Annotated in this window: 27 protein-coding genes and 2 tRNA genes; 21 read left to right on the top strand and 8 right to left on the bottom strand. The window is 37.0% G+C overall.

The genetic code is table 11. The features are described 5' to 3' along the window. Window positions 1-138 precede the first annotated feature (138 nt). From pyrH to OVA16_RS06740, 6 genes are all read left to right on the top strand, one after another. Window positions 139-846: a UMP kinase gene (gene pyrH, locus OVA16_RS06720; RefSeq protein ID WP_267764384.1), complete on the top strand. Its 708-nt coding sequence runs from the start codon at window positions 139-141 to the stop codon at window positions 844-846. Between the two features lie 45 nt (window positions 847-891). Then, window positions 892-1,455 carry a ribosome recycling factor gene (gene frr, locus OVA16_RS06725; RefSeq protein WP_267764385.1) on the top strand — a complete coding sequence of 188 codons (564 nt, stop codon included), beginning with the start codon at window positions 892-894 and terminating at the stop codon, window positions 1,453-1,455. Between the two features lie 100 nt (window positions 1,456-1,555). After that, window positions 1,556-2,452: an ABC transporter ATP-binding protein gene (locus tag OVA16_RS20020; protein WP_324288558.1), complete on the top strand. Its 897-nt coding sequence runs from the start codon at window positions 1,556-1,558 to the stop codon at window positions 2,450-2,452. After that, window positions 2,401-3,294: an ABC transporter ATP-binding protein gene (locus OVA16_RS20025; RefSeq protein ID WP_324288559.1), complete on the top strand. Its 894-nt coding sequence runs from the start codon at window positions 2,401-2,403 to the stop codon at window positions 3,292-3,294. The genes OVA16_RS20020 and OVA16_RS20025 overlap by 52 nt, the downstream gene beginning before the upstream one ends. Before the next feature lie 420 nt (window positions 3,295-3,714). Then, window positions 3,715-4,407 (top strand): hypothetical protein, encoded by a 693-nt coding sequence (locus tag OVA16_RS06735; protein WP_267764387.1) that lies wholly within the window; start codon window positions 3,715-3,717, stop codon window positions 4,405-4,407. A 19-nt stretch (window positions 4,408-4,426) separates the two neighbouring features. Continuing rightward, the gene (locus OVA16_RS06740) at window positions 4,427-4,624 is read left to right on the top strand and encodes a hypothetical protein (protein WP_267764388.1); all 198 of its coding nucleotides are present in this window, start codon (window positions 4,427-4,429) and stop codon (window positions 4,622-4,624) included. 73 nt (window positions 4,625-4,697) lie between these two features. Here OVA16_RS06740 and trpC read toward each other — a convergent pair whose 3' ends face one another. From trpC to OVA16_RS06765, 5 genes are all read right to left on the bottom strand, one after another. Beyond that, entirely contained in the window at window positions 4,698-5,504 is an 807-nt protein-coding gene (gene trpC / locus OVA16_RS06745) for an indole-3-glycerol phosphate synthase TrpC (protein ID WP_267764389.1), read from the bottom strand. A gap of 73 nt (window positions 5,505-5,577) precedes the next feature. Next, window positions 5,578-6,162: an anthranilate synthase component II gene (locus OVA16_RS06750; protein WP_267764390.1), complete on the bottom strand. Its 585-nt coding sequence runs from the start codon at window positions 6,160-6,162 to the stop codon at window positions 5,578-5,580. A gap of 30 nt (window positions 6,163-6,192) precedes the next feature. Next, window positions 6,193-7,596: an anthranilate synthase component I family protein gene (locus tag OVA16_RS06755; RefSeq protein WP_267764392.1), complete on the bottom strand. Its 1,404-nt coding sequence runs from the start codon at window positions 7,594-7,596 to the stop codon at window positions 6,193-6,195. Between the two features lie 375 nt (window positions 7,597-7,971). Further along, window positions 7,972-8,421: a cytochrome B gene (locus OVA16_RS06760; protein WP_267764393.1), complete on the bottom strand. Its 450-nt coding sequence runs from the start codon at window positions 8,419-8,421 to the stop codon at window positions 7,972-7,974. Window positions 8,422-8,607: 186 nt separating this feature from the next. Then, window positions 8,608-8,958, bottom strand: coding sequence for a hypothetical protein (locus OVA16_RS06765; protein ID WP_267764395.1), 351 nt, complete (start codon window positions 8,956-8,958; stop codon window positions 8,608-8,610). Between the two features lie 60 nt (window positions 8,959-9,018). Between OVA16_RS06765 and OVA16_RS06770 the strand changes: the two genes are divergently transcribed. The 3 genes from OVA16_RS06770 to OVA16_RS06780 all read left to right on the top strand — a co-directional run bounded on the left by OVA16_RS06770 (window position 9,019) and on the right by OVA16_RS06780 (window position 13,797). Further along, on the top strand, window positions 9,019-9,273 hold the full coding sequence (locus tag OVA16_RS06770) for a hypothetical protein (protein WP_267764397.1): 255 nt from the start codon (window positions 9,019-9,021) through the stop codon (window positions 9,271-9,273). A gap of 194 nt (window positions 9,274-9,467) precedes the next feature. Further along, on the top strand, window positions 9,468-12,500 hold the full coding sequence (locus tag OVA16_RS06775; RefSeq protein WP_267764399.1) for an amidohydrolase family protein: 3,033 nt from the start codon (window positions 9,468-9,470) through the stop codon (window positions 12,498-12,500). Next, window positions 12,493-13,797 carry an amidohydrolase family protein gene (locus OVA16_RS06780; RefSeq protein WP_267764400.1) on the top strand — a complete coding sequence of 435 codons (1,305 nt, stop codon included), beginning with the start codon at window positions 12,493-12,495 and terminating at the stop codon, window positions 13,795-13,797. Before OVA16_RS06775 ends, OVA16_RS06780 begins: the two co-directional genes overlap by 8 nt. A 555-nt stretch (window positions 13,798-14,352) precedes the next feature. Here OVA16_RS06780 and OVA16_RS06785 read toward each other — a convergent pair. Next, window positions 14,353-14,497, bottom strand: a tRNA-Asp gene (locus OVA16_RS06785). A 75-nt stretch (window positions 14,498-14,572) separates the two neighbouring features. After that, window positions 14,573-14,682: transfer RNA gene (locus tag OVA16_RS06790), tRNA-Asp, on the bottom strand. Between the two features lie 202 nt (window positions 14,683-14,884). Here OVA16_RS06790 and OVA16_RS06795 point away from each other — a divergent pair. From OVA16_RS06795 to OVA16_RS06850, 12 genes are all read left to right on the top strand, one after another. Then, a complete protein-coding gene (locus OVA16_RS06795) occupies window positions 14,885-15,361 on the top strand; it encodes an Lrp/AsnC ligand binding domain-containing protein (RefSeq protein WP_138722316.1) in 477 nt (158 codons plus the stop codon). An 89-nt stretch (window positions 15,362-15,450) separates the two neighbouring features. Then, window positions 15,451-15,846, top strand: a complete 396-nt coding sequence (locus OVA16_RS06800; RefSeq protein WP_267764402.1) for a response regulator — start codon at window positions 15,451-15,453, stop codon at window positions 15,844-15,846. Between the two features lie 2 nt (window positions 15,847-15,848). Beyond that, on the top strand, window positions 15,849-16,640 hold the full coding sequence (locus OVA16_RS06805; RefSeq protein ID WP_267764404.1) for a sugar transferase: 792 nt from the start codon (window positions 15,849-15,851) through the stop codon (window positions 16,638-16,640). Beyond that, window positions 16,585-16,929, top strand: a complete 345-nt coding sequence (locus OVA16_RS06810) for a sugar transferase (protein WP_267764405.1) — start codon at window positions 16,585-16,587, stop codon at window positions 16,927-16,929. The genes OVA16_RS06805 and OVA16_RS06810 overlap by 56 nt, the downstream gene beginning before the upstream one ends. Before the next feature lie 140 nt (window positions 16,930-17,069). Continuing rightward, window positions 17,070-17,696 (top strand): TolC family protein, encoded by a 627-nt coding sequence (locus tag OVA16_RS06815; RefSeq protein WP_267765354.1) that lies wholly within the window; start codon window positions 17,070-17,072, stop codon window positions 17,694-17,696. A 6-nt stretch (window positions 17,697-17,702) separates the two neighbouring features. Then, a complete protein-coding gene (locus tag OVA16_RS06820; RefSeq protein ID WP_267764406.1) occupies window positions 17,703-18,170 on the top strand; it encodes a hypothetical protein in 468 nt (155 codons plus the stop codon). Window positions 18,171-18,175: 5 nt separating this feature from the next. Beyond that, on the top strand, window positions 18,176-18,457 hold the full coding sequence (locus tag OVA16_RS06825) for a hypothetical protein (RefSeq protein ID WP_267764407.1): 282 nt from the start codon (window positions 18,176-18,178) through the stop codon (window positions 18,455-18,457). Continuing rightward, the gene (locus OVA16_RS06830; RefSeq protein ID WP_267764408.1) at window positions 18,444-19,862 is read left to right on the top strand and encodes a hypothetical protein; all 1,419 of its coding nucleotides are present in this window, start codon (window positions 18,444-18,446) and stop codon (window positions 19,860-19,862) included. Before OVA16_RS06825 ends, OVA16_RS06830 begins: the two co-directional genes overlap by 14 nt. A 7-nt stretch (window positions 19,863-19,869) precedes the next feature. Next, window positions 19,870-21,324, top strand: coding sequence for an O-antigen ligase family protein (locus tag OVA16_RS06835; protein WP_267764409.1), 1,455 nt, complete (start codon window positions 19,870-19,872; stop codon window positions 21,322-21,324). Further along, complete coding sequence (locus tag OVA16_RS06840) at window positions 21,308-22,609, top strand: glycosyltransferase (RefSeq protein ID WP_267764411.1); 1,302 nt, start codon at window positions 21,308-21,310, stop codon at window positions 22,607-22,609. Before OVA16_RS06835 ends, OVA16_RS06840 begins: the two co-directional genes overlap by 17 nt. A gap of 3 nt (window positions 22,610-22,612) precedes the next feature. Beyond that, window positions 22,613-23,806, top strand: coding sequence for a glycosyltransferase (locus OVA16_RS06845; RefSeq protein ID WP_267764412.1), 1,194 nt, complete (start codon window positions 22,613-22,615; stop codon window positions 23,804-23,806). Between the two features lie 72 nt (window positions 23,807-23,878). Then, entirely contained in the window at window positions 23,879-24,793 is a 915-nt protein-coding gene (locus OVA16_RS06850) for a glycosyltransferase family 2 protein (RefSeq protein ID WP_267764414.1), read from the top strand. A gap of 1 nt (window position 24,794) precedes the next feature. On the opposite strand, the gene OVA16_RS06855 is transcribed toward OVA16_RS06850, so the two are convergent. Further along, window positions 24,795-25,544, bottom strand: a complete 750-nt coding sequence (locus OVA16_RS06855) for a glycosyltransferase family 2 protein (RefSeq protein ID WP_267764415.1) — start codon at window positions 25,542-25,544, stop codon at window positions 24,795-24,797. Window positions 25,545-25,686: the final 142 nt, after the last annotated feature.

The following is a 25,686-nucleotide window of genomic DNA, read 5'->3' on the forward strand; positions in this document are numbered from 1 at the left end:
TTTACTTTATAAAATAGTTAACAATAAATTGGGTTGATTAAATCTGTTTAAGCATTATTGGATAGGTTTTTTATTTAAAATGAAATTAAACGACATTAAAGCACTACCAATTAAAAAAACTTGATAATTTTGTCTTTTATGAAGTACAAACGTATCCTCCTCAAGTTGAGCGGCGAATCGCTAATGGGCGAAAAGCAATATGGTATTGATAATGAAAGAGTTAAACAGTATGCCGAAGACATCAAAGCCGTTCATGACCAAGGTCTAGAAATTGCAATTGTAATAGGCGGAGGAAACATTTTTAGAGGTTTAAGTGCCGAAAAATCTGGAATGGACAGGGCACAGGCCGATTATATGGGCATGTTGGCCACCGTGATTAACAGCATGGCTTTACAAGATGCGCTAGAAAAAGTTGGTTTAAAAACCCGATTGCTTTCGGCCATTAAGATGGAGCAAATTTGCGAGCCTTTTGTAAGAAGAAGAGCGGTACGCCACTTAGAAAAAGGACGTGTGGTAATTTTTGGTGCAGGCACTGGAAATCCATATTTTACTACCGACTCTGCTGCGGCATTAAGGGCAATAGAAATTAATGCTGATGTAGTTTTAAAAGGCACACGTGTAGATGGCATTTACACTGCCGATCCGGAGAAAGACCCTACGGCAACCAAGTACAACCACATCTCGTTCAAAGAGGTTTACGATAAAGGTTTAAACGTAATGGACATGACTGCCTTTACACTTTGCGAAGAAAACCAACTTCCTATCATCGTGTTTGATATGAATAAAAATGGTAATTTCATGAAGATTGCCAAAGGCGAAGAGATTGGAACTTTGGTACAGGGATAGTTTTTAAGCATTATTTTATATTTTTGCACAAAATCATACAGCACAATGAATGACCTCATAAGGAAACAGTTAACAGACGCACAGGCTACAATGGATAAGGCTATTGTTCATTGCGAATCTGAGTTGACTAAGATTAGAGCAGGAAAAGCTTCTGCAGGAATGTTAGATGGTATTATGGTAGATTACTATGGCAACCCAACTCCGTTGGCGCAAGTTGGTGCAATTAATACGCCAGATGCTCGTACTTTGATTATCCAACCTTGGGAAAAGAATATGTTAGTGCCAATAGAAAGAGCTATTATGGAAGCTAACATAGGTATCAATCCGCAGAATGATGGTTCAATTATCCGTTTGGTAGTTCCACCTTTAACAGAAGAACGCAGAAGAGAGCTAGTGAAAAAAGTAAAAGAAGAAGCTGAGAAAGGTAAGATTGCCATTAGAAATATACGTAAAGATGCTAACGAGAAAATCAAAAAATTGAAAGCCGAAAGCGTATCAGATGATGAGATTAAGGTAGGCGAGGCAGAAGTACAGAAAGTTACCGATGCTTATATTTTGAAGGTAGATAAACATGCCGAATTGAAAGAAAAAGATATCATGACGGTATAAGAAAGCGTTTAGCAATATCGTTAAATTGTAATATAAAAGGGAATGTGGTTTTACTACATTCCCTTTTTCTATTTTTGCATTCCAAAATCACAAAACAAAAATGAAGTTATTAATTGAGTATCTAAAAGCTCATAAGTGGGTAGTAGTGCTTGCACTTTTTTTGGCGGCTATAAATATTGGCTTCTCTTTAATGGATCCCTATTTTACTGGTCAAATTGTAGATCGCTTTATAGAAAAGAAAGACATACTTAACCGTTCAGAATATATTTGGGGAGTACTAGGCTTGGTAGGTTTAGCTATTGGTGCCGCAATGGTGTCTCGTATTGCCAAGAACTTTCAAGATTATTTTACCAATATTATTGTACAGAAAGTTGGTGCAAAAATGTATGCCGATGGGCTAAAACATTCTTTAGAACTACCATATCAGGTTTTTGAAGACCAGCGCAGTGGCGAAACTTTAGGCGTGTTGCAAAAAGTTAGGGTAGACTGCGAAAAATTTATCACCTCCTTCATCAGTATTTTGTTTGTGAGCTTAATTGGGATGGTTTTCGTGATTGTTTACTCTTTGTCGGTAAGTTATAAGGTTACGCTAATCTATATTGCTTCTATTCCGGTAATTGCTTTTGTAAGCTGGTTCTTGAGCCGTAAAATCAAAACCATACAGAAATCTATTGTGGCAGAAACCACAGCTTTGGCGGGCTCAACCACAGAGTCTTTGAGAAATATAGAATTGGTAAAAAGCTTGGGCCTGGCCAATCAAGAGATAGAAAGGCTCAACAAAACCACCTATAAAATTTTAGGCTTAGAACTTAGGAAAGTAAAATATGTACGCAGCATGAGCTTTGTGCAAGGCACTACCGTAAACTTGGTAAGGAGCACCATGGTGGTGGTTTTACTAATGCTGATTTTTGAAAATACCATTTCGCCAGGACAGCATTTTCTTTCTTGTTTTATTCGTTTTTCTTATTTGGCCCACTGCAAGAACTGGGTAATGTAATTTTAACTTGGAGAGAAGCCGAGGTTTCGTTAGGCAGGTTTAAATCTATTTTAAGTACACCTATCGACAAAAAGCCAGCTCATCCTAAACCGTTAGCTAAAGTAGAACAGCTTACATTTAGCGATATTAGTTTTAAACACCTTACCGGCAAAAGCAATGCTTTAAATCATATCAACTTTAGTGTAAGTAAAGGCGAAACTATTGCTTTTGTAGGGCCGTCTGGTTCTGGTAAAACCACTTTGGTTAAGTTGTTGGTGGGACTTTACCAACCTGTAGAAGGTAATGTGCTTTATAACAACATTTCGAGCAAGGATATTAATTTAGATCAGCTTCGTGAAAAAATTGGATTTGTAACGCAAGATACGCAACTGTTTTCGGGAACCATTAGAGAAAATCTGCAGTTTGTTAAACCAAATGCTAGCGACGAAGAATGTTTGAAAGTGCTTCGTCAGGCGGCGTGCCATACCTTGTTGGCAAGAGCAGATAAAGGATTGGATAGTGTAATAGGAGAAGGTGGTGTTAAAGTTTCTGGCGGCGAAAAACAGCGTTTATCTATTGCTAGGGCATTGTTGCGTAATCCAGATATTTTGGTGTTTGATGAAGCTACCTCATCGCTAGATTCGATTACCGAGGAGGAAATTACGGCTACAATTAAAGACGTATCAAAATTGAGTGAACAAATTACCATTTTAATTGCCCATCGTTTGTCAACCATACGCCACGCAGATAAAATCTATGTGTTAGAGAAAGGCAAGATTATAGAAGAAGGCAAACACGAAGATTTGGTAGAAGAAAAAGGCCTGTACTACGCCATGTGGAGGCAACAAGTAGGAGAGAGGTAGATTTTTCTACTAAGACTTACGAAGTTTTTTAAACTTCGTAAGTCTAACTAATTATATCGCTGTTCGACATTTGTAATGTCGAACTTCTTATCTGCAGATTTGTAATCTGCTTTTTCTGCTAAATTGAAAGTCTTACAACTCCCCAACAAAACCTTGCATTGCCAATCCGGGGTCTTCGGTTTTCATAAAGTTTTCGCCAATTAAAAAACCTTGGAAAGCTAGCTTTTTAGCTCTTTTAACAATATGCTTTGTATATTTTTTCTAACTATCTCTCAAAAAAAATACCCTATAAAAAATGTAGGGTAAAAAGTTTTGAAGATGAAAATGTTGTTTTTAAATTCGACAAACAAAAGCATTTTATTATGAAAACAATTCAAAAACAATTCAAAAACAATTTCTAAACTAGTCTTAGTATTTTTTTTGGTCCTGTCAGCATCTATTGTAATCTATTCTTGTAAAAAATCTAGGGAGGAAGAAAAAATAGAGAAAGAAAGTCTAAACCCTAATTTAAAGGCTAAAATTGCCGAGAAGTATCAATTGAAAAATTTCGATGTACAAATTAATGAAAACGAAAGGTTGTCTTTAATTGAAGCGTTAGAGAAGCAAAGCGTTTATTACAAGGAATTTCAAAGTGAGCTTTTGTTAAACAATATTAGAAAGACAACTTTTAATGCAGAAAATGCAACTGTCTTTACTATTCCATTTAAGGGAAAAGATAAAGCATTAGTTTTAAAGTTCTCGATAATAGGTAGTAATTACGTTGAAGACAACGAATTTGTTGTTGAAAGAAAACTAGAATCGAAAGAAGTAGGGTTTTTTAAAATTCAAACTAGAGAAAACGAGGTTTTTCAAGCACATTTTGATAATGGTATAAAGAAAGTTGAAGAAGTTGTTAAAACTAGTGACAATAGACAAGTTCAATTTGATGATTGTTATGGTAATCACGGAGGAACTGGGTTTTGTCAGAGAGAGCCTGGTGAAAGTATTTCTGCGTGTTACAAAGCTGAGGTAGATGAGTTCTGTAGTGATTTGTTGAGCTGTGCAGGATTAATACATTGGGGAGTCCATGCTGTTATATTGGCATCTTGTAGTTGTGCAGCAAAAATGTGTTAATTCATTTACATCTAAAAGCATGAAGAAAAAATATTTTATTTTGATTTTAGCTACAATTCTAGGAATTGTTGGTGCTACGTTTAAAATTTTGCATTTTAATGAAGGGTTCGGAACAATCTTACTAGGTGTAAGTTTGGGTCCATATGTTTTATCTATTTTTAGCTTAGTTTTCTCCCCGGCAAATATTAATCAAATACGGAATATAGATAGAAAATAAGTTTGATTTTTAACACGTTAAAAGACATCTAAAAAGACTTACGAAGTTTAAAAAACTTCGTAAGTCTAACTAATTACAGCTGTGCCACAAACTCCTTCATGGCCAAGCCTGGGTTGTCAGTTTTCATAAAGTTTTCGCCAATTAAAAAACCTTGGAAACCTACTTGCTTAAGGTCTTTAATTGTTTGTGGGTTGCTAATGGCACTTTCCGAAATCTTTAAAAATTCATTCGGGATTTTGTCTACTAAATCAAAAGAAGTTTGGATGTTTACCGTAAAATCTCCCAAGTTGCGGTTGTTTACGCCAATAGCATCTAAGTGCGGGCAAATGCTTCTCTCCAACTCTGCTAAATCATGTACTTCCAATAGCACATTTAAACCTAAGCTTTGCGCTAGTTTTCCATAGTCAGCAATTTGTTGCGGTGTTAAAATAGCGGCGATTAGTAAAATAATATCCGCTCCCCAAGCTTTTGCTTCCAAGATTTGATATTCGTCAATCATAAAGTCTTTCCTCAAAATTGGAATGTCATTTACGCTGCGGGCTTGTAGCAAATCTTCTTTTTTACCGCCAAAGAAATCGGTATCGGTAAGTACCGAAAGCGCCGAAGCTCCAGCTGCATTGTAGGCTTGCGTAATTGCTTTTACATCGGCATTGCCATTTATTACACCTTTAGAGGGCGATTGCTTTTTAAACTCTGCAATAATTCCAGTTCTATTCTCAGCTAAAAGAAAATCCTTAAAACGATAGGGTGTTCTGCCAAAAGTTGGATTGTTTTCTAGTTGCTTTACACTTACTTGCTGTTTTGCTAGCGCAACTTCTTCTTTCTTACGTAGAACGATTTTGTCTAAAATATTTTGGCTCATGTTTTTTTCGATCGTCATTGCTTTGTACCTCGCAATGACGGTATGATTACGGTTTATGCTTTTCGTATTTTTAACTTTTTAATTTTGACTTCTAACTTCCTTCAAGCCAGTTTTTCATCATCTGTTTTCCCTCGGGTGTTAATACACTTTCTGGGTGGAACTGTACACCACAAACATCTAATTCTTTGTGCCTTACCGACATGATTTGTCCGTCTGCATCTACCGAAGTAACCGTTAAGCTTTCTGGCAAATTCGCCGGATCTACCACCCAACTGTGGTACCTGCCAACTTCAAATGGTGCTGCTACATTTCTGAAAAGTAATTCATCATCTACAGTTTTAGTTACCGGCGTGGCAATACCATGCATTGGTCGACCTAAATTCAGCAAACTACCGCCAAAAGCTTCGGCAATGGCTTGTTGCCCCAAACAAACACCCATGATACTTTTGGTTGGTGCGTAGGTCTTAATTACATCCAATAATAGCCCAGCTTCTTCAGGTATGCCCGGCCCCGGAGAAAGCAAAATCTTATCGTATTTGGCCACATCTGCCAGTTCAAATTTATCGTTTCTCCAAACTTCCGTTTCGTAGCTTAATTCGTTAATTAAATGCACCAAATTATAGGTAAAACTATCGTAGTTGTCTATGACTAACACTACATTTTTATTATCGCTCATTTATAAAATCGTAATTCGTAAATCAAAAATCTAAATTTCAGTCGCCATTTCTATCGCTTTGCGCAAAGCCTCAATTTTGTTATTTACTTCGTTCAATTCTGTTTCGGCAACCGAATCTGCAACTATACCAGCGCCAGCTCTGTAGTGCAAATGGTTGTTTTTGCTCATAAAAGTCCTAATCATGATGGCGTGGTTAAAATCATCATTAAAGCCCATATAGCCAATGGCGCCGGCGTAAAAATTGCGGCCTAGGTTCTCGTTTTCGTCAATCAGTTGCATTGCTCTATACTTCGGTGCACCGCTTAAAGTTCCTGCGGGATAAGTATCTGCAACCACTTTGAATGAGCTACCTTGGTCTTGCAGTTGTCCGCTCACTTTAGAAACCAAGTGTATTAAATGCGAATAATATTGCACTTCTTTAAATGATTTCACCTCTACTTGCCTACAATGGCGGCTTAAATCATTTCTGGCTAAATCCACCAACATTACGTGTTCGGCACTTTCTTTAGGGTCATTTTCCAATGCTTTGGCAATTTTAGCATCTTCTTCATCGTTTCCGCTGCGCTTAAAAGTACCAGCTATAGGAAAGATGTTTGCAGTTTCGTTTTTAATGGTAATTTGTGCTTCGGGCGATGAACCAAAAAGTTTGAAACTACCGTAATCAAAATAGAACAAGTAAGGCGAAGGATTGATGGAACGCAAGCAACGGTAAACGTTAAACTCATCGCCCAAAAAGCCTTGCTTAAAGGCTCTTGATGGCACAATCTGGAAAACATCGCCACGGTAAATGTGCTTTTTCAGCTTTTCTACCACATCTATAAAACCTTGATCCGTCAAATTTGAGCTTTCTTCGCCATTGGTACTAAAACCATATTCTGGGAAGTTTTTGTTCTGGATGATATATTCCATTTTGCTCAAATCATCGCTTTCATCTTCGTTAAAAGTATTTTTAAACAAAGTGATTTCATTTTTGAAGTGATCGATAGCGATGATGTACCTGTAAATATGGTATTGCATTTCTGGAATTTGATCTTCTTCTGGCGTAGCCGCCGAAAATTTAATGTCTTCAAAATACTGAACCGTGTTCCAAGTGAAGTATCCAAACAATCCGCTAGAAATATGCTTTGAATCTGGAGGAGAAACTTGTTTGAGCTTTTCCTTAAATCCAGTAATTTCTTCAGCTAGGTTAAATTCCGTTTTTGTTTCTGTTTTCCCATCTGGATAATTAATGGTTAGTTCGCCATTTTTTAAAATAATTCCGGCAACTGGCTCGGCACAAACATAACTGGTTGCATTTTCTCTGCTGTGGTAATCGGAACTTTCTAATAATATAGTGTTGGTAAAAACATCGCGTAAACGCAGGTAAATGCTAACAGGTGTAGTAGTGTCTGCCAGTCTTTTTTTGCTGTAGGTATTGATATTGTATATAGTCATTTTCTTAACGTTGTCGTCATTGCGAGGAGGGACGACGAAGCAATCTTTTAAATATTCGTTTAGATTACTTCGTTCCTCGCAATCACGAAGCGACCTAAAACAAAAAACCCGACGTGTGGTTCCGTCGGGTTTAAAATGTGGTTTAAGTTTAGGTTTAAATTGATAAACTATATCTTGCACAAGTCATTGACGAAACTTTCTTTCGAATTACTACGCCAGTGCCAAGTGTTTGTTTTGTTAATCATTGTAAAGCAAATTTATACAAAATGTTAAATAATCAAAATATTTTGTAAAATTTTATTGATTTAGCCACAGATACACAGATAATTTTATGAAATCAATAAACGAATATTTGTGCATCTGTGGCAAATATGATTAAGAAACCCCAAAAAAGGTTCTAGATGGGTCGTTCTTTACCATCATGGCAATAGAGCCAATAATTAAAATTAAAGCAATACCGAAGAAAATAGCAATAGCTTTATGTTTTGCAGCGGCATCAGCCACTTTTTTAGACCTAGCATTACCAATAGTGATCAAAACAACCGCAGCGATCATAATTGCGATATGCTCCATTTTCCAGTAACGATATAAAGCTTCGCTAGTTGGCCCTTTGGTTAGCGGACTTAAAACATACAATCCTATACCTAGCAAGAATTGGATATGCGCACTAATTAAAGTAAATACGTTTAGCTTTCTGTTGCCTTCGGTATAAGCTTTTTTACCAAACCAACCACTTAAAGCTTGGATTAAGGCAATTATTAATAAAATTAACACCAAATAGCGCCATCCTGAGTGCGCACTTTTTAAGATATCGTATAAATTCATGTTTTTGTTTATTTAATTTTCAAATTTAGGAATTTAATTGAGCGATTGTACCCAGCTTGAATTTAGGGGGTAATTTATAATCGTTTTAATTTATTGCTTTGCGTTCTTTGCGTTTCTATCATTTTTCTTTGCGGCTATATTTTATGGTTCTTTGATTGTTGATGCCATCAACCAAGAAGTAAATAATCAATTATTGAAAGCTGAGAAAAAATAATATGCTGGTATAGCTAACAATATAATTATGATCATTGGAGCATATTCATCGTTAATCCACCTTTTTCTAGAGAAGAACTTATCACTATAGAAAATTATAATCCAGCCGATGATAGATATTATAGCCCAGAGTAAAAATGACTTCCATATATTATTTTCAAAGACTTTAATACTTGAGCCATACTCTGTAGTTACTGGAGCAGCCATGCTTTTAAGCTTTGAATATTTTGCCAATTTCAAAAGCTCTAGATAGGTTTCATAGGCTCCAAAAATCATTAAGGTAAAACCAATACAGGTTGCAAGGTAGAATAGTAGTTTTTTCATGAAGCTAGTGTTGTAACATGCTAAAATCTAAGCAAAAATTTATTAGGATTTAATCTCTATTTGTCTGAACTAGCAGATTTGATAGATTCTGAAGATTTAATTGCTGGAATTATTGAATATGGAAGGATAAAAATAATAGTGGAAACCAAAATTGAAAGGAATAAGCCTATTTTATTTTCTAGCCAAGGTTGTAAATTGATAACAATTGATATGGGACCTAATAACAAAAGTAACCATAAAGATATTCCAATAATTGATTTTAAAATATTTAAGAGCTTTTTCATGCATGATAAAAATATTAAATATAGTTCATAATACTGAAAATATATTTAGATATTGTTCCTTGAGAGAAGTAAACTTAATATTTTCCGTTTTTGCGTTGAAATTAACCGCAAAGGTTTTTGAGGTCTCGCAAAGAACGCCAAGGTTTTTGTAAAAAATAAGTTAATCTCATAATTGCACTTTTTTTATCAATAGCTTTAAGCAATAATTCTAAACAACTAATTCACATGAAGAAAATTTTACTAGCGCTTGCGTTGGTGTTTTCTACTGTATTTGCATTTGCGCAACAAACTTATCCGGTAAACGGGTCTTTTGATGTGCGGAGTGGGCAATATGCCTTTACCAATGCAACTATTGTGGTAAATGCTAACCAAACTATTAGCAACGGCGTGTTGCTCATCAAAAATCAGGTTATCCAATCTGTAGGTACGGGTACTTCAATCCCGAAAGGATATGTGGTAATCGACTTGAAAGGAAAGTACATTTACCCTTCACTAATTGATGCCTTTACAAGCTATGGCACTCCTGTTGATGCCAGTGCTGCGCAACGTGGTTTCGGCGGTCAGCGCCAATCTATCTTCACTTCGCAGAAAAAAGGAGCTTACAACTGGAACGCAGCCATTCGTCCAGAAACAGAAGTGAGAACTATTTTTTCTATCGACACTAAAAAAGCCGATGAATTGCGTAAAGCAGGCTTTGGCAGTGTAAATGTGATTAATCGTGATGGTATTGCTCGTGGTACCTCTGCAGCAGTGACTTTAAACGATGAGTTTGAGCACAAAGTGATCTTAAAAGACCAAACTGCGGCAAACTATTCGTTCAGTAAAGGAAGCTCTACCAACGATTATCCAACTTCATTAATGGGTTCTATCGCTTTGTTACGCCAAACCTATTTAGATGCCTCTTGGTACAAAAACCAAAAAGAAGAGTACAACATCTCGTTGGATGAATTTAATAAGCAACAAAACCTACCTCAAATTTTTGAGGCCGACGGTTGGGCAAATATCTTACGAGCTGATAAAATTGGTAAAGAATTTGGCAAGCAGTACATCATTAAAGCCGGTGGCGATGAATATCAACGCATTGATGCCGTTAAAGCAACCGGCGCTAGTTTAATTGTGCCTATTGCGTATCCGAAAGCTTACGATGTAGAAGACCCGGCAGAAGCTAGAAATGTGACTTTGGCGCAAATGAAAGCATGGGAAATGGCAGCAACTAATCCAGGCGTTTTAGAAAAAGCAGGAATTAACTTTGCTTTAACTGCCTTTGGTTTAGATAATACGCGTGAGTTCTGGGCAAATATCCGCACCGCGATAGAAAGCGGTTTGACAGAAAAACAAGCTTTATTGGCCGTAACAGAAACTCCTGCGAAATTATTAGGCATTAGCGATAAAGTGGGTTCTTTAGAGAAAGGTAAATTGGCTAATTTCTTGATTACTTCAGATAATCTATTTAAAAGCACCAATATCATCCACGAAAACTGGGTGCAAGGTAAACGCTACATCGTTAACAAAATGGATGTAAGCGATTTAAAAGGTGTGTATAATTTAAATGTTGATGGCATTGGTTCGTTAACACTAAAAATTACTGGTCCAACAGCGGCATCAATTGAAAGAAGTGGCGCTGATAGTGTTAAAACTACCGCAACTTTAGGTCGCAATGGCGATTGGGTTACTTTAAGCTTCAACTTAAAGAAAAACCCTAAGGGCGATGTTCGTTTAACTGGATATATTTCTTCTGAATCGCCAATTGCGATGAAAGGCGAATCTGCTTTAAGCGATGGCTCGGAAGGCAAATGGACGGCAACTTTTAAAGAAGCGGCAAAAGAAACTCCAAAAAGAGAAGAACCAAAACCTGCTTTAGCAGCAAATGGCCCGTTAATTTATCCTTTCCAATCGTTTGGTAACGAAGTACAACCTACAGCAGAAAGTGTGTTGCTTAAAAACGCAACAGTTTGGACTAACGAAAAAGAAGGTATTCTGCAAAATGCAGACGTGCTTTTAGAAGGTGGTAAAATCAAAGCCGTAGGTAAAAACCTAGCTGCGGGTTCTGCAAAAGTAATTGATGCAACAGGAAAACATGTAACTACTGGTATTATCGATGAGCACTCGCATATTGCTGGTTCTGGTGGTATTAACGAGGGTGCGCAATCAGTTTCTTCTGAAGTTCGCATTGGCGATATCATCAACTCTGAAGATGTAAACATTTATCGCCAGTTGGCTGGTGGTGTTACTACTTCGCAGATTCTACACGGTTCAGCAAATCCAATTGGTGGCCAATCTCAATTGATTAAATTACGTTGGGGTAAATTGCCAGAAGAATTGAAATTTGCAGGTGCTGATGGTTTTATCAAATTCGCTTTAGGAGAGAACGTAAAACAAAGTAATTTTGGTTCTGGTCAGCGTTTTCCTGTAACTCGTATGGGTGTAGAGCAAACATTTGTTGATGCTTTTACTCGTGCAAAAGACTACGAGGCAGCTTTAAAAGTAAAAGGTAACAACGTTCGTAGAGATTTAGAATTAGATGCTTTGGTAGAAATTCTGAACAACAAGCGTTTCATTACTTGCCACTCTTATGTACAGTCGGAAATTAATATGTTAATCCACGTAGCTGATAGTTTAGGTTTTAAAATTAACACCTTTACCCATATTTTAGAAGGTTATAAAGTGGCCGATAAAATGAAAGCGCATGGTATTGCAGCTTCTACTTTCTCAGATTGGTGGGCTTATAAATTCGAAGTGGCAGAGGCTATTCCTTACAACGGAAAAATTATGCACAACGTAGGTGTCACTACCGCATTTAACTCAGATGATGCAGAAATGGCTCGTCGTTTAAATCAGGAAGCTGGTAAAGCGGTGCTATACGGTGGCGTTTCTGAAGAAGATGCGTTCAAATTTGTAACCTTAAATCCAGCTAAAATGCTACACATCGATAACAAAGTGGGAAGCTTAAAAGCTGGTAAAGATGCGGATGTAGTAGTTTGGTCAGCCAACCCACTTTCTATTTACGCTAAAGCAGAAAAAACTTTTGTAGATGGCATAATGTATTGGGATATTGAAAAAGATGCTCAAAAGTTGAAGCAACAGCAAGCTGAAAGAGCTAGATTAGTTCAAAAAATGTTAGATAGTAAAAATAAGGGAGGAAGAACTCAACGTCCAATGGGTAATACTTCTACATTATATAATTGCGAAACTGCGAGCGATTACTCCAATGGTTTCGAAGCAATTCATTCAGAAGAAGGAGGACACCACCATGAATAAGAAAATTTTTACCCTATTTTTAGCCCTGGCTGCAAGTGCATCGGCATTTGGACAGGCCAATATTTCTCCAGCCAAAGCACAGGCTAAGAAAGTTATTTTGTTGGGCGGTACAGTGCATACTGGTAACGGCCAAGTAATTGAAAACGGATATGTGGTATTCGAAAAGGGCAAGATTACCGGTGTAGGCGATGCCACTACTGTACGTTTTGCTACTAACGATGCCGATTTGATCAATATTAATGGAAAGCACGTTTATCCAGGTTTTATTGCTCCGGTAAATACCCTAGGATTGGTAGAATATGAATCCATTAAGGCTACCTTGGATTTTCAGGAAATTGGAAACTTAAATCCACATATTCGCTCTATAGTGGCCTACAATACCGATTCTAAAGTGCCGGCAACTTTGCGTAGTAATGGCGTTTTAATGGCGCAGATTAGACCAAGTGGCGGCGCTATTTCGGGTAGTTCTTCTGTTGTGCAATTAGATGCATGGAACTGGGAAGATGCTGCGTTAAAAACAGATGACGGTATGCACGTGAATTGGCCTACCGCTCCGCGTTTTAGGGGATTTGGTGGTAGACCGGGTTTTTCTGCAGAAGCTATGGCCGAGCGTACACAAGCTGCTATTGCCGAATTAAATAGTTTCTTTGCTGAAGCAAAAGCCTACAACGAAGGCCCCAAGCCCGCCGAAACCAATACACGTATGGCAGCAATGGCTAAGTTGTTTAAAGGCGAACAAAAGCTTTACATCAGCGCTAACACGCAAAAAGATATCGTTGCTGCAGTTAATTTTGCTAAAAAGTTCAATATCACACCGGTAATAATTGGCGGCGGCGAGGCTTATCTAATTACTGATTTCTTAAAGCAAAACAATGTACCAGTAATTGTAAACCAGCCACACTCGCTGCCAAGTAATATAGATGATGATGTAAACATGCCTTACAAAAATACCGCAATTTTATATAATGCAGGTGTTACTGTGGCAGTAAGTATCAATGATTTTTGGCAACAACGCAACTTGCCTTTTATGGCAGGTACAGTAGCCACTTGGGGTTTAGATAAGGAAAAAGCGTTACAGACTATTACCTTAAATACGGCTAAAATTTTAGGTATTGATAAAACTGCCGGAAGTTTAGAAATAGGCAAGGATGCTACACTATTTATTTCTAATGGTGATGCTTTGGATATGAAAACCAATAAAATCGAAAAGGCTTTTATTCAGGGCAGAGATATCAACCTAGATAACTTACACAAGCAATTGGATAAGAAGTTTAGCGATAAGTACACGATTAAATAGTTCTTGCATGTTGGCGCCCTTGCCAACAGATAAATCAAAATCCTCCTTTTAGTTAATTCTAACGGGAGGATTTTTTATATCTAAGCAATCATAAACACCCCGCCCGTTGGGCACCCCTCTGGAAGAGGGGAATGTTGGATGCTAATTCCCCTCTTCCAGAGGGGTGGTCGAAGACCGGGGTGTTCATCGTTTAAAGGCGGGTTATAACACCCGCCTTTTTTTATAAAATTCATTTTTCTGTTGAGGATGTTTTGAAATATTGATAGTTAATTAATCAAAAAAATATATAAATGATTATTTCGTACATTTGACCTGCGTTTAATTTAGACTTCACGTCATTGCGAGGTGCGAAGCAATCTCTAATAAAGAAATACAATTGCTTTAGGATTGGTTTACTTCGTAGCTACTTCGCGGTTGTAACTCGCAATGACGATATGTTTAACCCATTGTCGGCAATAGTAGAACGCAAAGTTTGATCTTTGAAAAATTAATAGAAATAAAAAAAAGCGATCCAATCCTGAACCGCTTTCTTAACTAACTTATTATTTATAAAAATGGCTGTTGGGGAAGGAGTCGAACCTTCAAGGGGTAGTTAGCTACAGTTCAAAAATTAATTTGTGGTCAACCCATAAACTGCGTTTGTCCCATGATCCCCACCACCGAGACAAGGAGGTGTGTCTGCCAATTTCACCACCCAACATTGTTTAATTTTCAGTCGGTAGTTTTCAGTTTTCAGTCTGGTGACTGCGAACTTTGTACTGTTAACTGCAAATTGCTGTAGGGGAAGGAGTCGAACCTTCATAGAGTGGTTGTACCGTTACCGGATTTCCCAAATTCTCTACCACCGAGACAAGGAGGTGTGTCTGCCAATTTCACCACCCTACATTTTTTAGCTTTTCAATTTTCAGTTTCCAATAGGTAATTAGCTAATGCAAACTGTTTACCGAAAACTTTAAGCTGCCTACTGGCATTTGCTTGAAACAAATATAGGGTGTTTATCAAACACATTGCAAATTTTTTAATTAATTAATTTTATTTTTATTATATTTTCATTTATATTTATAAATAGTTAACAAAAATGTAATTTATGTTGAAAAAAGAAACTCAAAATTTAGAAATTGATAACCTCGACATCCAGATACTTACCCAACTGATGCACGACGCTACAAAGCCATACACAGAAATTGCAAAAGAACTGATAGTTTCTGGGGGTACGGTGCACGTGCGTATGAAAAAACTGGCAGACATGGGGATCATTAGAGGCTCGCATTTAATTATCGATCCAAGAAAAGCAGGATATGATATTACAGCATTTTTAGGGATTTATTTAGAGAAAGGTTCTTTATATAAAGATGCGGTAGATCAACTTAGTAAAATTAAAGAAGTGGTAGAGTTACATTATACTACTGGTGCCTATAGTATGTTTGCTAAAATTACTTGTAGAGATACCGATCATTTGCGCCACGTGTTAAATGAGGAAATTCAAGCTGTAAAAGGTATCCAACGTACAGAGACTTTAATCTCTTTAGAAGAAAGTATTAAAAGGCAAATAGAACTGATGTAAATCATTTATAGCACAAAAAGGAGTAAAATTCATTTTTTATTAATAGCTTAGTTTGTTATTAGTTTTTTTGATGAAGTTTTACCCAAAATATGCCGTCTCCAATTTTTAGAACAAGTAGAGATAAGAAGTTGATTTTGCTGGTTGATGACGAGATTACAGTGCTCAAGCTTTTAGAGTTTATCTTAAAAAAAGATTACAACTTAGTGATTCATAGTAATGGTCTAGAGGCCATCAGTTGGATGGATGAGGGGCACATGCCAGATTTGATTATTTCTGATTTAGAAATGCCTTATGTAGATGGGCTTGATTTTGTAAGAAGCCTAAAAACCAGCGGTTACTATCGTGATATTCCAATCATTCTGTTGTCGGCGGCATATTCACTAGATGATTTGGTGCAAAAACTTCCTTATAACTTTGATTTGTTAGTGCCCAAGCCTTTTAACCCCAGTAAGTTAAAAGATACGATCAAAAAACTGTTAAGCTAAGAATGAACGTGCAAGAAAATACCTCATTTGGAATACCACAATCTAGGGTTAATGTTATTTATTATGCCAATCAGTACGATGCCGATATCATTGCCGAGTTTAGTGGGGGAGGAAGTCTAAAAAAAGCCAGCAGTTTTGCCAATCTCTATGAAATAGTAAGTAAACTATCTGTTTACGAATTAGATGTGAGCATTTTGTTAGAGGTGCAGCCAAGCGCTGTAAGCGAGGCATTTGGTTTGGTAGAAACCTTGAAGAAAAATTGGTTGAGTAGAAACTTGGTTGTTGTTTTTTTACTTACCGAGAAAGACCCATCTGTTACCGAAACAGCTTTTGCTGCTAGAGTGGCAGATTGCTATTCTCCAACTATTTCATTTGCCGATGTAAAGCTGCGACTTCAGTTTTTATCAGCCTATAAAATACTCAATGAGCAATTAAAAAACTTGCCAGAAGCGCCATTACAGCAATATAAAGTGCCTTTTTTAAAGCGTTTGCTAGATTTGGCTATCTCTTTAACAGCACTCTTTTTTTTAAGTCCGGTACTGCTTGTTATTGCTATACTTATTAAATTAGATTCTAAGGGACCGGTTTTTTATACCAGCAAAAGGGTAGGTACTGGTTACAAGATCTTCGATTTTTATAAATTTAGATCGATGCGGGTTAATGCCGATAAAGAGGTAGAGAAATTGAAAGCCACTACAGCCAACCAATATGGCGATTCTGCTTTCTTTAAGATGAAGGATGACCCCAGAGTTACTAAGTTGGGAAATTTTTTTAAGAAATTCAAGTATCGATGAACTTCCTCAACTATTTAATGTAATTAAAGGAGATATGTCTATTGTTGGAAACAGACCTTTGCCGCTTTACGAAGCAGAGCAGCTTACTACCAACGAATGGTCTATGAGATTTTTAGGCCCAGCAGGCATTACTGGTCTTTGGCAAATTATTAAAAGAGGCAAAAGTGATATGTCTGACCGTGAGCGTAAAAAACTGGATAACTTTTACAATAAAAAATTCTCAGTTTGGTTAGATTTGAAAATTATTTTAATGACCATACCTGTGCTTCTACAAAAAGAGAAAGTGTAATAACATAAATCTATGAAACTATCATTACCACAGCTTTGGCAAGAAAATTTGATGGCTTCATCTCGATTGAAAACGAATGATATCCAGATGAAAAAAAAGGCCTTTTTGTCTTATTACTTCTATTAGTGGTTGGTGTGCGGGTGCATGCACAAAATGATATTGCAAGTCAAATTAATCCGCCTTTGCTGCAAAAATATATTGATTTGGCTAAAGAATATTATCCCAAAAGAAAAATGTATAAGGCCAGCGAGCTAAGCGCTAAAGCTAAAATGGGTGCAGCTAAGGCTGGATATTTAGAATCGCTTAATGTTTCTTATTTCTACAGGCCAGATAATGCTGCTATTGTAGATGCTAGCAATCCGTACTCTATTAATGGTTTCCAATTTGGTGTTTATCTAAATCTAGGCTTGTTTTTTCGCACACCTTCGTTAGTTAAACAGGCAAAAGAAGAATACAATTCGGCGTCTTTTTTAACGAAAGAATATGATATTTTACTAGAAACTGATGTAAAACAAAAGTATTTTGAATATTTGCAATGGTTTATAGATCTAAAAGTTAAAAACCAGGCTTATATAGATAATAAAACCGCTAGCGATGGGCTTAGGTACAAATATGAGAAAGCCGAAGTTTCTTTAGATGTATATACTAAGGCTAAGGCGCTTACTTCTACTGCAAACTCAGAAAAATTATTGGCCGAGCTGAATATGCTAAAGGCTAAAAGCTCTTTAGAGGCACTTATTGGAAAAACGTTGGAAGAGGTGAAATAAAAGGGTATGAATATAAAGGAGTTTTTAAGGCTTATCATTAAATACAAATGGCTCATTATTGTAATTCCTGCAATAACGCTTTTTGTTACTTTTTTGTTCGTTAAAAATCTTCCTAAGCAGTATAAATCGCAGGCAAAATTGTCTACAGGTTTGCTAGATCCTTCTAGGCAGGTAGCTCCAGACATACCTTCTTACTCTGGGCCAGATATTTTGATTAAGCTCAATCAGCAGTTTACCAATATCATGGATATCATGACCATGCCCAAAAACATGAGCATTCTTTCTTACAGGTTGATATTACATGATTTAAAAGAGCCTGCAAAATCTTTTCAAAGACAAAGTGATGATTTGATAGCCCTAACTGCCGAGCAACGACAAGCTGCCATTAGGGGTTTTGAAGAACGCATTGCTAAGAAACAAGTGCTAACTCCGTTTGATAATTATGATGATGTAAAAAGTACTATAATCTGGTAAAATCTATGGGTTATGATGCAGCTACCATCAGTAAGAGAATAGCCATTAGCCATGAGGATAATAGTGATTTTATCACGGTAGAATTTACCTCCGACAATACTTTCATGTCTGTATTTGTGGTAAACACCCTTTCCAAAGACTTTATCAATAACTACAGTTTCGATCTTATTAGTAACAAAAACCAGTCTATCTTGGTGTTAGATTCGATCTTGCAGAAGAAAGAGGCGGTAATGAACGATAAAAACCAGCAGCTTAAGGAGTATAAGATAAAAAATGAAAGTACTTAATTTAGATAAGCAATCTCAAATTGTTTACCAGCAAATTATAGATTACGAAAATAAAAAGTCTCAAGCTTTAATAGATCTGCAATCTTTACAATCGGCCTTAAATAACGTAAATAATAAGTTAAGTAACCCAGCTTTAGATAAATATTTAGGAGCCGAGACTGCTGCAGACAACCAAGCGGTAATAGCGCTTAGAAGTAAAGTACAGGCGGCTAACGAAGATTACATAGATGGAGGTTTTAAACCTACGGCCAAGAAAAAAGTAGACTCGTTACAACAACTACTTACTTCGCAATTGTTACGTGCCAACGACCAGTACGTTGCCGACCCCATTGTGGCCAAGCAAACGTTGGTTCAAAACCGAATATCGATAGGTATAGAGCTAGAGAAAACCAGAGGAAGCATACAAGATATAGACAGAGAGCTGGCAAAACTGAATGCAAAGTTTTCGGGCATGGTGCCATTTGATGCTGGTGTGCAAAAATTTGAACGCGACGCTGATGTGGCCACCAAAGAATATTTGGACTTATTAAATCGTTACAACCAAACCAACCTTGATAAGAATATTGGTTTGCGTTTACATTTAGAGCAAGAAGGAGTGCCTACTGCAGCCGAGCCGTCTAAAAAGCTCATTTTTATGGCCTTGAGTGCCATTGCTAGTTTTGCCATTTGTTTTTGTGTGCTTTTTATAATCCACGTGTTAGATCATTCTATCAATAATAAGAAGCAGCTAGCTATAGCTACCAAGGGGAAAGTAATTGGAGAACTTAATTATATTAAACCCTGGCATAGAGATATTGACGAGATTTGGAAAAATGCCGAGCATAACCCTGAGATGCTTACCTATAAGAACTTACTTCGTGAAGTGCGTTTCGAAATCAGCAAATCATTGGCCGTGGGTAACCAGAAAGTATTGGGGCTAACTAGGCTGCATCCAGAAAAGTTCACTATATTTTCTGCCGTAAGCTTGGCGTACAGTTTTGCGAGGTTAGATAAGCAAATTTTGCTAATTGGAAATTCGGAAATTGCTGAAGAAATCAAAAAGTGGAATATACCCACTAACCAATCTCTGAAAACCGTACTTGACACTTTAACGCTACAGAAAAATAACCTCATTACCTTTTTAAATAAAGATTTAGAAGGAGTTTCTCTATTAGAAAACAAGGATAACGCAGGAATTACCCAAATTTTCAACAGCCTAAAGAACGAATTTGACTTAATTATTGTGTATTTAGATGCCGTAAACGGCGTGTCTGATGTAAAAGAATGGATTTTGTTTACGGAGAAGTATTTGGCTACTTTTATGGCAGGCAATGCTTTAGGCGATAAGGACAAAGAAGCAATTAGAGCATTAAACAGCGATCATAAATTTATGGGCTGGCTAATCAACGGCGTTAAGCGCAAATAGATAGCTTATGTTTAAGAATCTGCAGCTAAATATTGCCGATCATAAGAAAGCATTGCTGTTTTTTTTAATAGCCTTAAGCCTTTCGGTTTTGGTAGCGGGCTCTACAATTAAGTATGGTTTTTTGGGGCCAATGTTGGTTTTGGCTGCTGCGGGTGGCGGTGCATTTGTAATTGCTGCTTTTAACAATCCTCGTGTTGCGTTTATCGTGTATTTTGCCTATTGCTTTTTGCTAGGTTTTGTAGTTAAAACTTTCTTAAATATTCCGGTTGGTTTAGCTATGGATGCCATTTTGCTGCTCACTTGGGCCAGTATTTTGGTAAATATGAACAAGTTTAACTGGAAAGCCCTAAAGAATGAGCACGTAATGCTATCGCTAATTTGGTTTGGTATTAGCGTTTTGCAGGTGTTAAACCCCTACGGAGGCAGCTTTACAGGTTGGTTCAACGAACTACGTTTTACGGCATTAAGCTGGTTGCTCATTGCACCAATTGTATTTTTGCTTTTTAATAGAATGGAAGATGTAAATCGGTTTATTGGTTTTATCTTCTTTTTCTCGTGTATTGCGGTGTTGTATGGCGTAAAGCAATTATATGTGGGGTTGTCTGGTGGCGAGCAGGCTTGGCTAGATACTGGAGCTAAGGTTACACACATCTTAGACGGAAAATTAAGGGTGTTCTCTATCTATTCAGATGCTGGCCAATTTGGTGCTTCGCAAGCAATTATGGCCGTTATGGCAATGGTTTTAGCTATGGGGCCATTCTCTTTCGCAAAGCGGATTGTTTTTGGAGTAATTGCACTAATTACCTTATACGGAATGGGTATTTCGGGTACACGAGGTGCATTATTCGCCTTAGTTGCGGGCTTAGGCTATGCCCTTTTTTTAAGCAAAAATTTCAAGGTTTTAATTATTGGTGGTGCCTTTGCCTTGGGAGGTTTAGGTATGTTGAAATACACTAAAGTAGGAGATGAAATTTTCCAGATCAGACGTTTACGTAGCGCCTTAGATCCTAAAGATGCCTCATTTAACGTAAGAATTGTAAATCAAGAAAAGTTAGCTTATTTGTTGAAAGATCATCCCTTTGGTGCAGGCTTAGGAATGAGCGGCATGAACGGAACTACTTACAACGCCGATAAGCCGATCGCTAACATCCAGCCTGATAGTTATTGGGTAAAAGTATGGGTAATGTACGGCATAGTGGGCTTGCTCATTTGGTTTGCCATTAACTGTTACATTATTGGCAAGTGTAGCGGTATTGTTTGGCAACTGAAAGATCCCAAACTGAAGACGAAAATGATTGCACTTACCTCGGGCACGGTGGGTTGCTTTATTTGTAGCTATGGTAACGAAGTAATGAATGCGATACCCTCTTCCGTAATTATGTTTATGTCTTGGTCATTTGTTTTTATTGCGCCGTGGTTAGATACACCTAGAAAATTAGAAGCCGATGGAAGTGATTTATAGTATGATTGATATGTTGTTTTGGGTTTTGGGTGTTTACCTAATGCTCAATGTTGCTTACTTAGCTTTTTTCGGTTTAGTGGGTTTACTGCCATTGCGTAAATCAAAAAAGGAAGCAAATCGTTACAGAAAGATAGCTGTATTGTTTCCAACCTATCAAGAAAATGTAGTAATTATAGATAGTGTAAAAGCAGCATTAAAACATCAATACCACGGCACTTTCGAAATCGTTGTAATTGCCGATGGCTTACAACCAGGAACTTTGGTAACGTTAAAAGAACTTGGGGCAAAGGTAATTGAAGTGTACTTTGAGAAAAGCACCAAAGGGAAGGCGATGCAATTTGCCATGAATAAACTGGATGGAGAAGGCTTTGAAATTGCGGTAGTGCTAGATGTAGATAATATCATGAGTGATGATTGTTTAACTTATCTTAATGCTTCTTTTGATGAAGGAAAAAGGGTTGTACAAGCCCATCGAGTGGCAAAAAATATGGATAGCTCGTTTGCTTTCTTGGATGCCTGTAATGAAGAAGTGAACAATCATTTGTTCCGTAAAAGTCATGCGGTGTTGGGTTTGTCGCCAGCGTTAATTGGCTCGGGCATGGCTTTTGAGTTTGCCTATTTTCGTAATTTGCTTAACAACATAGGCGAAACCGTAGGTGAAGACAAGCAGCTCGATTTCATGATTGCGAAGGATAAAGTAAGCATAGCCTACTTAGATGATGTTTATGTATATGACGAAAAAATCGAAAACGCCAAAGTTTTTACCAAGCAAAGAACAAGATGGATTGCATCGCAAGTAGAATTTTTAAAGAAATATGCTTTCGAAGGATTTGTGCAGTTATTTAAAGGTAATGTAGAATTTTTTAACAAAACTTTGCAGACGTTTCTAGTACCAAGAATGCTATTGCTTGCTTTGCTGTTTTTATTAGCTGTTCAGTCGTTTCTTAATCCCTTTGGGCCAACAAAAGAGTTTTGGATGAGTTTATTCATCAGCCTTTGTTTAACCTTAGTTATTGCTATACCTAGGAGGTTTTACGCCGATAAAAGATTGTATGTGGCCTTGTTTCAAATACCGAGGGCAATGTTGGGTATGGTAATCGCATTGGCGAGTATTGGCAAAGCGAAAAAATCTTTCATGGCCACGCCTCATAGTAGTAAACCTTTAGAAAAAGAAAAATATTTAATTATGCCCTTAGAAATGCTTATCATTCCTGCAATTATTTTCGGTATCCTTGGTTTTGTAAGGGGTGTAAGTGCGTATAAACGGGTTCAAGATAAATCGTAAAACATGGCTATTATCGAAAACAGAGCTATCATTGTAGTTGGTCAACAGCCTTGGGATACTCCAATTGGAAGTAACTGTAAAGATATTGCTCTAGAGTTTAGTAAGCTTAATCGGGTGCTGTATATCAATGCTCCGCTAGATCGTAGAACTAAATTTCAACAAGCAGCTACTGAAGGCGTACAAAAGCGAATGCGTGTAATTAAGGGTGAAGAAGACGGTTTAGAAGAAATTAAGCCAAACTTATGGGTCTTTTATCCTGATGTGCTTAATGAGTCCATCAATTGGATGCCAACTGCAATCTTTCGTTTCTTTAATAAAATCAATAATAAAAGGTTTGCAAAATCAATCAAAAAAGCCATACAACGTTTAGATTTTAAAGATTTCATTCTATTTAATGATAGTGATATGTTTAGAAGCTATCATTTAAAAGAACTTCTAAGCCCAACTACCAGCATCTATTATTCTAGAGACAATCTTTTGGCTACGCCTTATTGGGGCAAACATGGTAAAAGCTTAGAACCAGAGCTAATTAAAAAAAGCGATTTGTGTGTGGCTAATTCGGTGTATTTGGCCAATTATTGTAGAAAATACAATCCCAATTCTTTTTATGTGGGGCAAGGTTGCGATTTAACCATCTTTAAAAATGATGATGGTGTGGTGGTTCCCGAAAGTTTAACCAAAATTCCGAAACCGATTTTAGGTTATGTTGGTGCTTTGCTCTCCATCCGTTTAGATGAGGATATTCTGATCCATTTGGCAGCGCAAAAGCCAAATTGGAGTATTGTTTTGGTCGGTCCAGAAGATGACGATTTTAAAGCAAGCAAACTTCATCAGTTAAAGAATGTTTATTTCTTGGGCCCTCAGAAGCCCGAAACCTTGCCAGCTTACATTAAAGGTTTCGATATTTGTTTAAATCCGCAAGCATTAAATCCGTTAACAATTGGTAATTATCCTCGCAAAATAGACGAATATCTGGCAATGGGCAAACCAACTTTAGCTACTAAAACCGAAGCTATGAGCGTTTTTGAAAATTATGTGTACATTGCAGAAACTAAAGAAGATTACGTAAGATTGGCAGAACAAGCTTTAACTGAAAATAACGCAGATTTAGCAAATAAACGTATTGCTTTTGCCCATACACATACTTGGGAAAAGAATGTGGAGGAGATTTATAAAGCGATTGAAACTGTGAAATGATTCAAATAGCCACAGATACACATATTTATTTGCCTAAATTATCTGTGCATCTGTGGCTGATTTTATAACACCATGAATTTAACTTCAATTATTACCGTCAATTTTCATCAGGCAGAGGTTACTATAGATTTTTTAAAATCTGTGGCCAAATCTTATTCGCCAACAGAAGTTGAAATCATTATTGTTGATAACGGCGCCGAGAAAAACAGGGAATTGATTTTCCAGCCGTATTTTAGCAATATCAAATACATCCTATCTAAAGAAAATTTAGGTTTTGCAGGTGGTAATAATTTGGGCATTAAACAAGCCAAAGGCGATTACATCTTTCTTCTTAATAACGATACAGAAATTCCAGCGGGTTGTATAGAAACGATGATTGCAGAAATGGAAGCAAATCATCAAATTGGGCTTTTATCGCCTCTGCTGTTGTATTTTGATGAAAAAGATGTGGTGCAATATGCGGGTTTTACGCCGATGAATTATTTGCTAGCACGTAATGCCTATATAGGCCAGTTCGAAAAAAACACAGGTCAGTTTGATGACCAAACTTACCAAACAGGTTTTTGTCACGGTGCTGCGGTAATGTGCCGTAAAACGGATTTACAAAAGGCGGGCTTAATGGATGAAAATTATTTCTTGTACTACGAAGAGCTAGATTGGTGCGAAAAGTTTATGCGAATTGGCAAACAGATTTGGTTTACTGGTAAAACTCATGTTTATCACAAAGAGTCGATTAGCGTGGGTAAGGCCAGTCCTTTGAAAATTTATTTCAACACCCGTAACAGAATGTTGTTCATTAGAAAAAATACGGGTTGGTTAAATACCGTTTTGTTTTCGGTTTACTTTACTTTAATTGCTTGCCCAAAGGCGGTGTTAAAGTTTTTGCTGCAAAGACAACCCGAGCTAGCCAAATACACTTTGAAAGGCTTGTGGTGGAACTTTACCCATGGTAAAAACAGTACATACTTGGGCTACAAGATCAAGTAGCCTACTTCAATCTTTTCCAAACGGTAGCAAAAGCATATTTAACGAAATGGTAAGCTGCTTCAAAAAATCCTAATTGCTCACTTTCTCGATAGATTTTCCAAGTAAAACCAATTACTTTTAATTTGTTAGAAGATACCGAACCTTTTCTTATTCTGTACTGCACCAAGGGCTCGTTAATGCCATATCCACTAAAAGGTTTTTTAAAAATATCGAGCCAAAAAACCCAATCTTCATGGCCTAGTTTTTTAAATTTAGTATCTCCAATTGCACTTTTTAGGGTTAAGGAAGTAGAGAAGATAATCACATTGTGAGATAAGAGTTGACGATAATTTACACTATTGGGAACTTCGATTTTGCTAGAAATAATTGCTCCAGCCTCGTCAATTCGGTTATAAGCGCAAAAGGTCATAGGTAATGCTTGTTCTTCCATGTAAGTTACCTGCTTCGCAAGTTTTTCTTGCAACCAAATATCATCACTATCTAAAAAGGCAATATATTTTCCTTTTGCTTCTGCTAAACCCATGTTTCTAGCGTTAGCCACACCACCATTTTTTTCTAGTTTAATTAGCTTTATGTTAGGGTGTTTTTCGGTGTAAGTTTCAACAATTTCGCAGGTATCGTCTTTCGATTTGTCGTCGATAACAATTAATTCCCAGTTGGTATAGGTTTGCGCCAATACAGAATTAATGGTCAATTTTATAAATTCTGCTGAGTTGTAGCAAGGAGTAATAATGCTTACTAATGGTTCCAATTTTGATGTTTAGTTTTTGAATTTGCTTCAAAATAACATATTTTATCACAAATAGCTCTAAATTTAAGCATAAAACGTACTTTAGTGTCAAATTATATGGATAAAAGGCGTTTTGTTGTTAACCTAGTTTCTAACTTTTTTA

Origin of the sequence: Pedobacter sp. SL55 (genome assembly GCF_026625705.1) — a bacterium.
Taxonomy (GTDB): Bacteria; Bacteroidota; Bacteroidia; order Sphingobacteriales; family Sphingobacteriaceae; genus Pedobacter.

Bases quoted from the DNA above. Each gene is read 5' to 3' on its own strand.
- OVA16_RS06800 (WP_267764402.1), top strand. From the start codon at position 15,451: ATGCCGTCTCCAATTTTTAGAACAAGTAGAGATAAGAAGTTGATTTTG.
- OVA16_RS06780 (WP_267764400.1), top strand. From the start codon at position 12,493: ATGAATAAGAAAATTTTTACCCTATTTTTAGCCCTGGCTGCAAGTGCA.
- OVA16_RS06755 (WP_267764392.1), bottom strand. From the start codon at position 7,596: ATGACTATATACAATATCAATACCTACAGCAAAAAAAGACTGGCAGAC.
- OVA16_RS06840 (WP_267764411.1), top strand. From the start codon at position 21,308: ATGGAAGTGATTTATAGTATGATTGATATGTTGTTTTGGGTTTTGGGT.
- OVA16_RS20020 (WP_324288558.1), top strand. From the start codon at position 1,556: ATGAAGTTATTAATTGAGTATCTAAAAGCTCATAAGTGGGTAGTAGTG.
- frr (WP_267764385.1), top strand. From the start codon at position 892: ATGAATGACCTCATAAGGAAACAGTTAACAGACGCACAGGCTACAATG.
- OVA16_RS06740 (WP_267764388.1), top strand. From the start codon at position 4,427: ATGAAGAAAAAATATTTTATTTTGATTTTAGCTACAATTCTAGGAATT.
- OVA16_RS06835 (WP_267764409.1), top strand. From the start codon at position 19,870: ATGTTTAAGAATCTGCAGCTAAATATTGCCGATCATAAGAAAGCATTG.
- trpC (WP_267764389.1), bottom strand. From the start codon at position 5,504: ATGACGATCGAAAAAAACATGAGCCAAAATATTTTAGACAAAATCGTT.
- OVA16_RS06750 (WP_267764390.1), bottom strand. From the start codon at position 6,162: ATGAGCGATAATAAAAATGTAGTGTTAGTCATAGACAACTACGATAGT.
- OVA16_RS06760 (WP_267764393.1), bottom strand. From the start codon at position 8,421: ATGAATTTATACGATATCTTAAAAAGTGCGCACTCAGGATGGCGCTAT.
- OVA16_RS06820 (WP_267764406.1), top strand. From the start codon at position 17,703: ATGAATATAAAGGAGTTTTTAAGGCTTATCATTAAATACAAATGGCTC.
- pyrH (WP_267764384.1), top strand. From the start codon at position 139: ATGAAGTACAAACGTATCCTCCTCAAGTTGAGCGGCGAATCGCTAATG.
- OVA16_RS06775 (WP_267764399.1), top strand. From the start codon at position 9,468: ATGAAGAAAATTTTACTAGCGCTTGCGTTGGTGTTTTCTACTGTATTT.
- OVA16_RS06845 (WP_267764412.1), top strand. From the start codon at position 22,613: ATGGCTATTATCGAAAACAGAGCTATCATTGTAGTTGGTCAACAGCCT.
- OVA16_RS06830 (WP_267764408.1), top strand. From the start codon at position 18,444: ATGAAAGTACTTAATTTAGATAAGCAATCTCAAATTGTTTACCAGCAA.
- OVA16_RS06795 (WP_138722316.1), top strand. From the start codon at position 14,885: ATGTTGAAAAAAGAAACTCAAAATTTAGAAATTGATAACCTCGACATC.
- OVA16_RS06810 (WP_267764405.1), top strand. From the start codon at position 16,585: ATGACCCCAGAGTTACTAAGTTGGGAAATTTTTTTAAGAAATTCAAGT.
- OVA16_RS06825 (WP_267764407.1), top strand. From the start codon at position 18,176: ATGGGTTATGATGCAGCTACCATCAGTAAGAGAATAGCCATTAGCCAT.
- OVA16_RS06850 (WP_267764414.1), top strand. From the start codon at position 23,879: ATGAATTTAACTTCAATTATTACCGTCAATTTTCATCAGGCAGAGGTT.
- OVA16_RS06765 (WP_267764395.1), bottom strand. From the start codon at position 8,958: ATGAAAAAACTACTATTCTACCTTGCAACCTGTATTGGTTTTACCTTA.
- OVA16_RS06805 (WP_267764404.1), top strand. From the start codon at position 15,849: ATGAACGTGCAAGAAAATACCTCATTTGGAATACCACAATCTAGGGTT.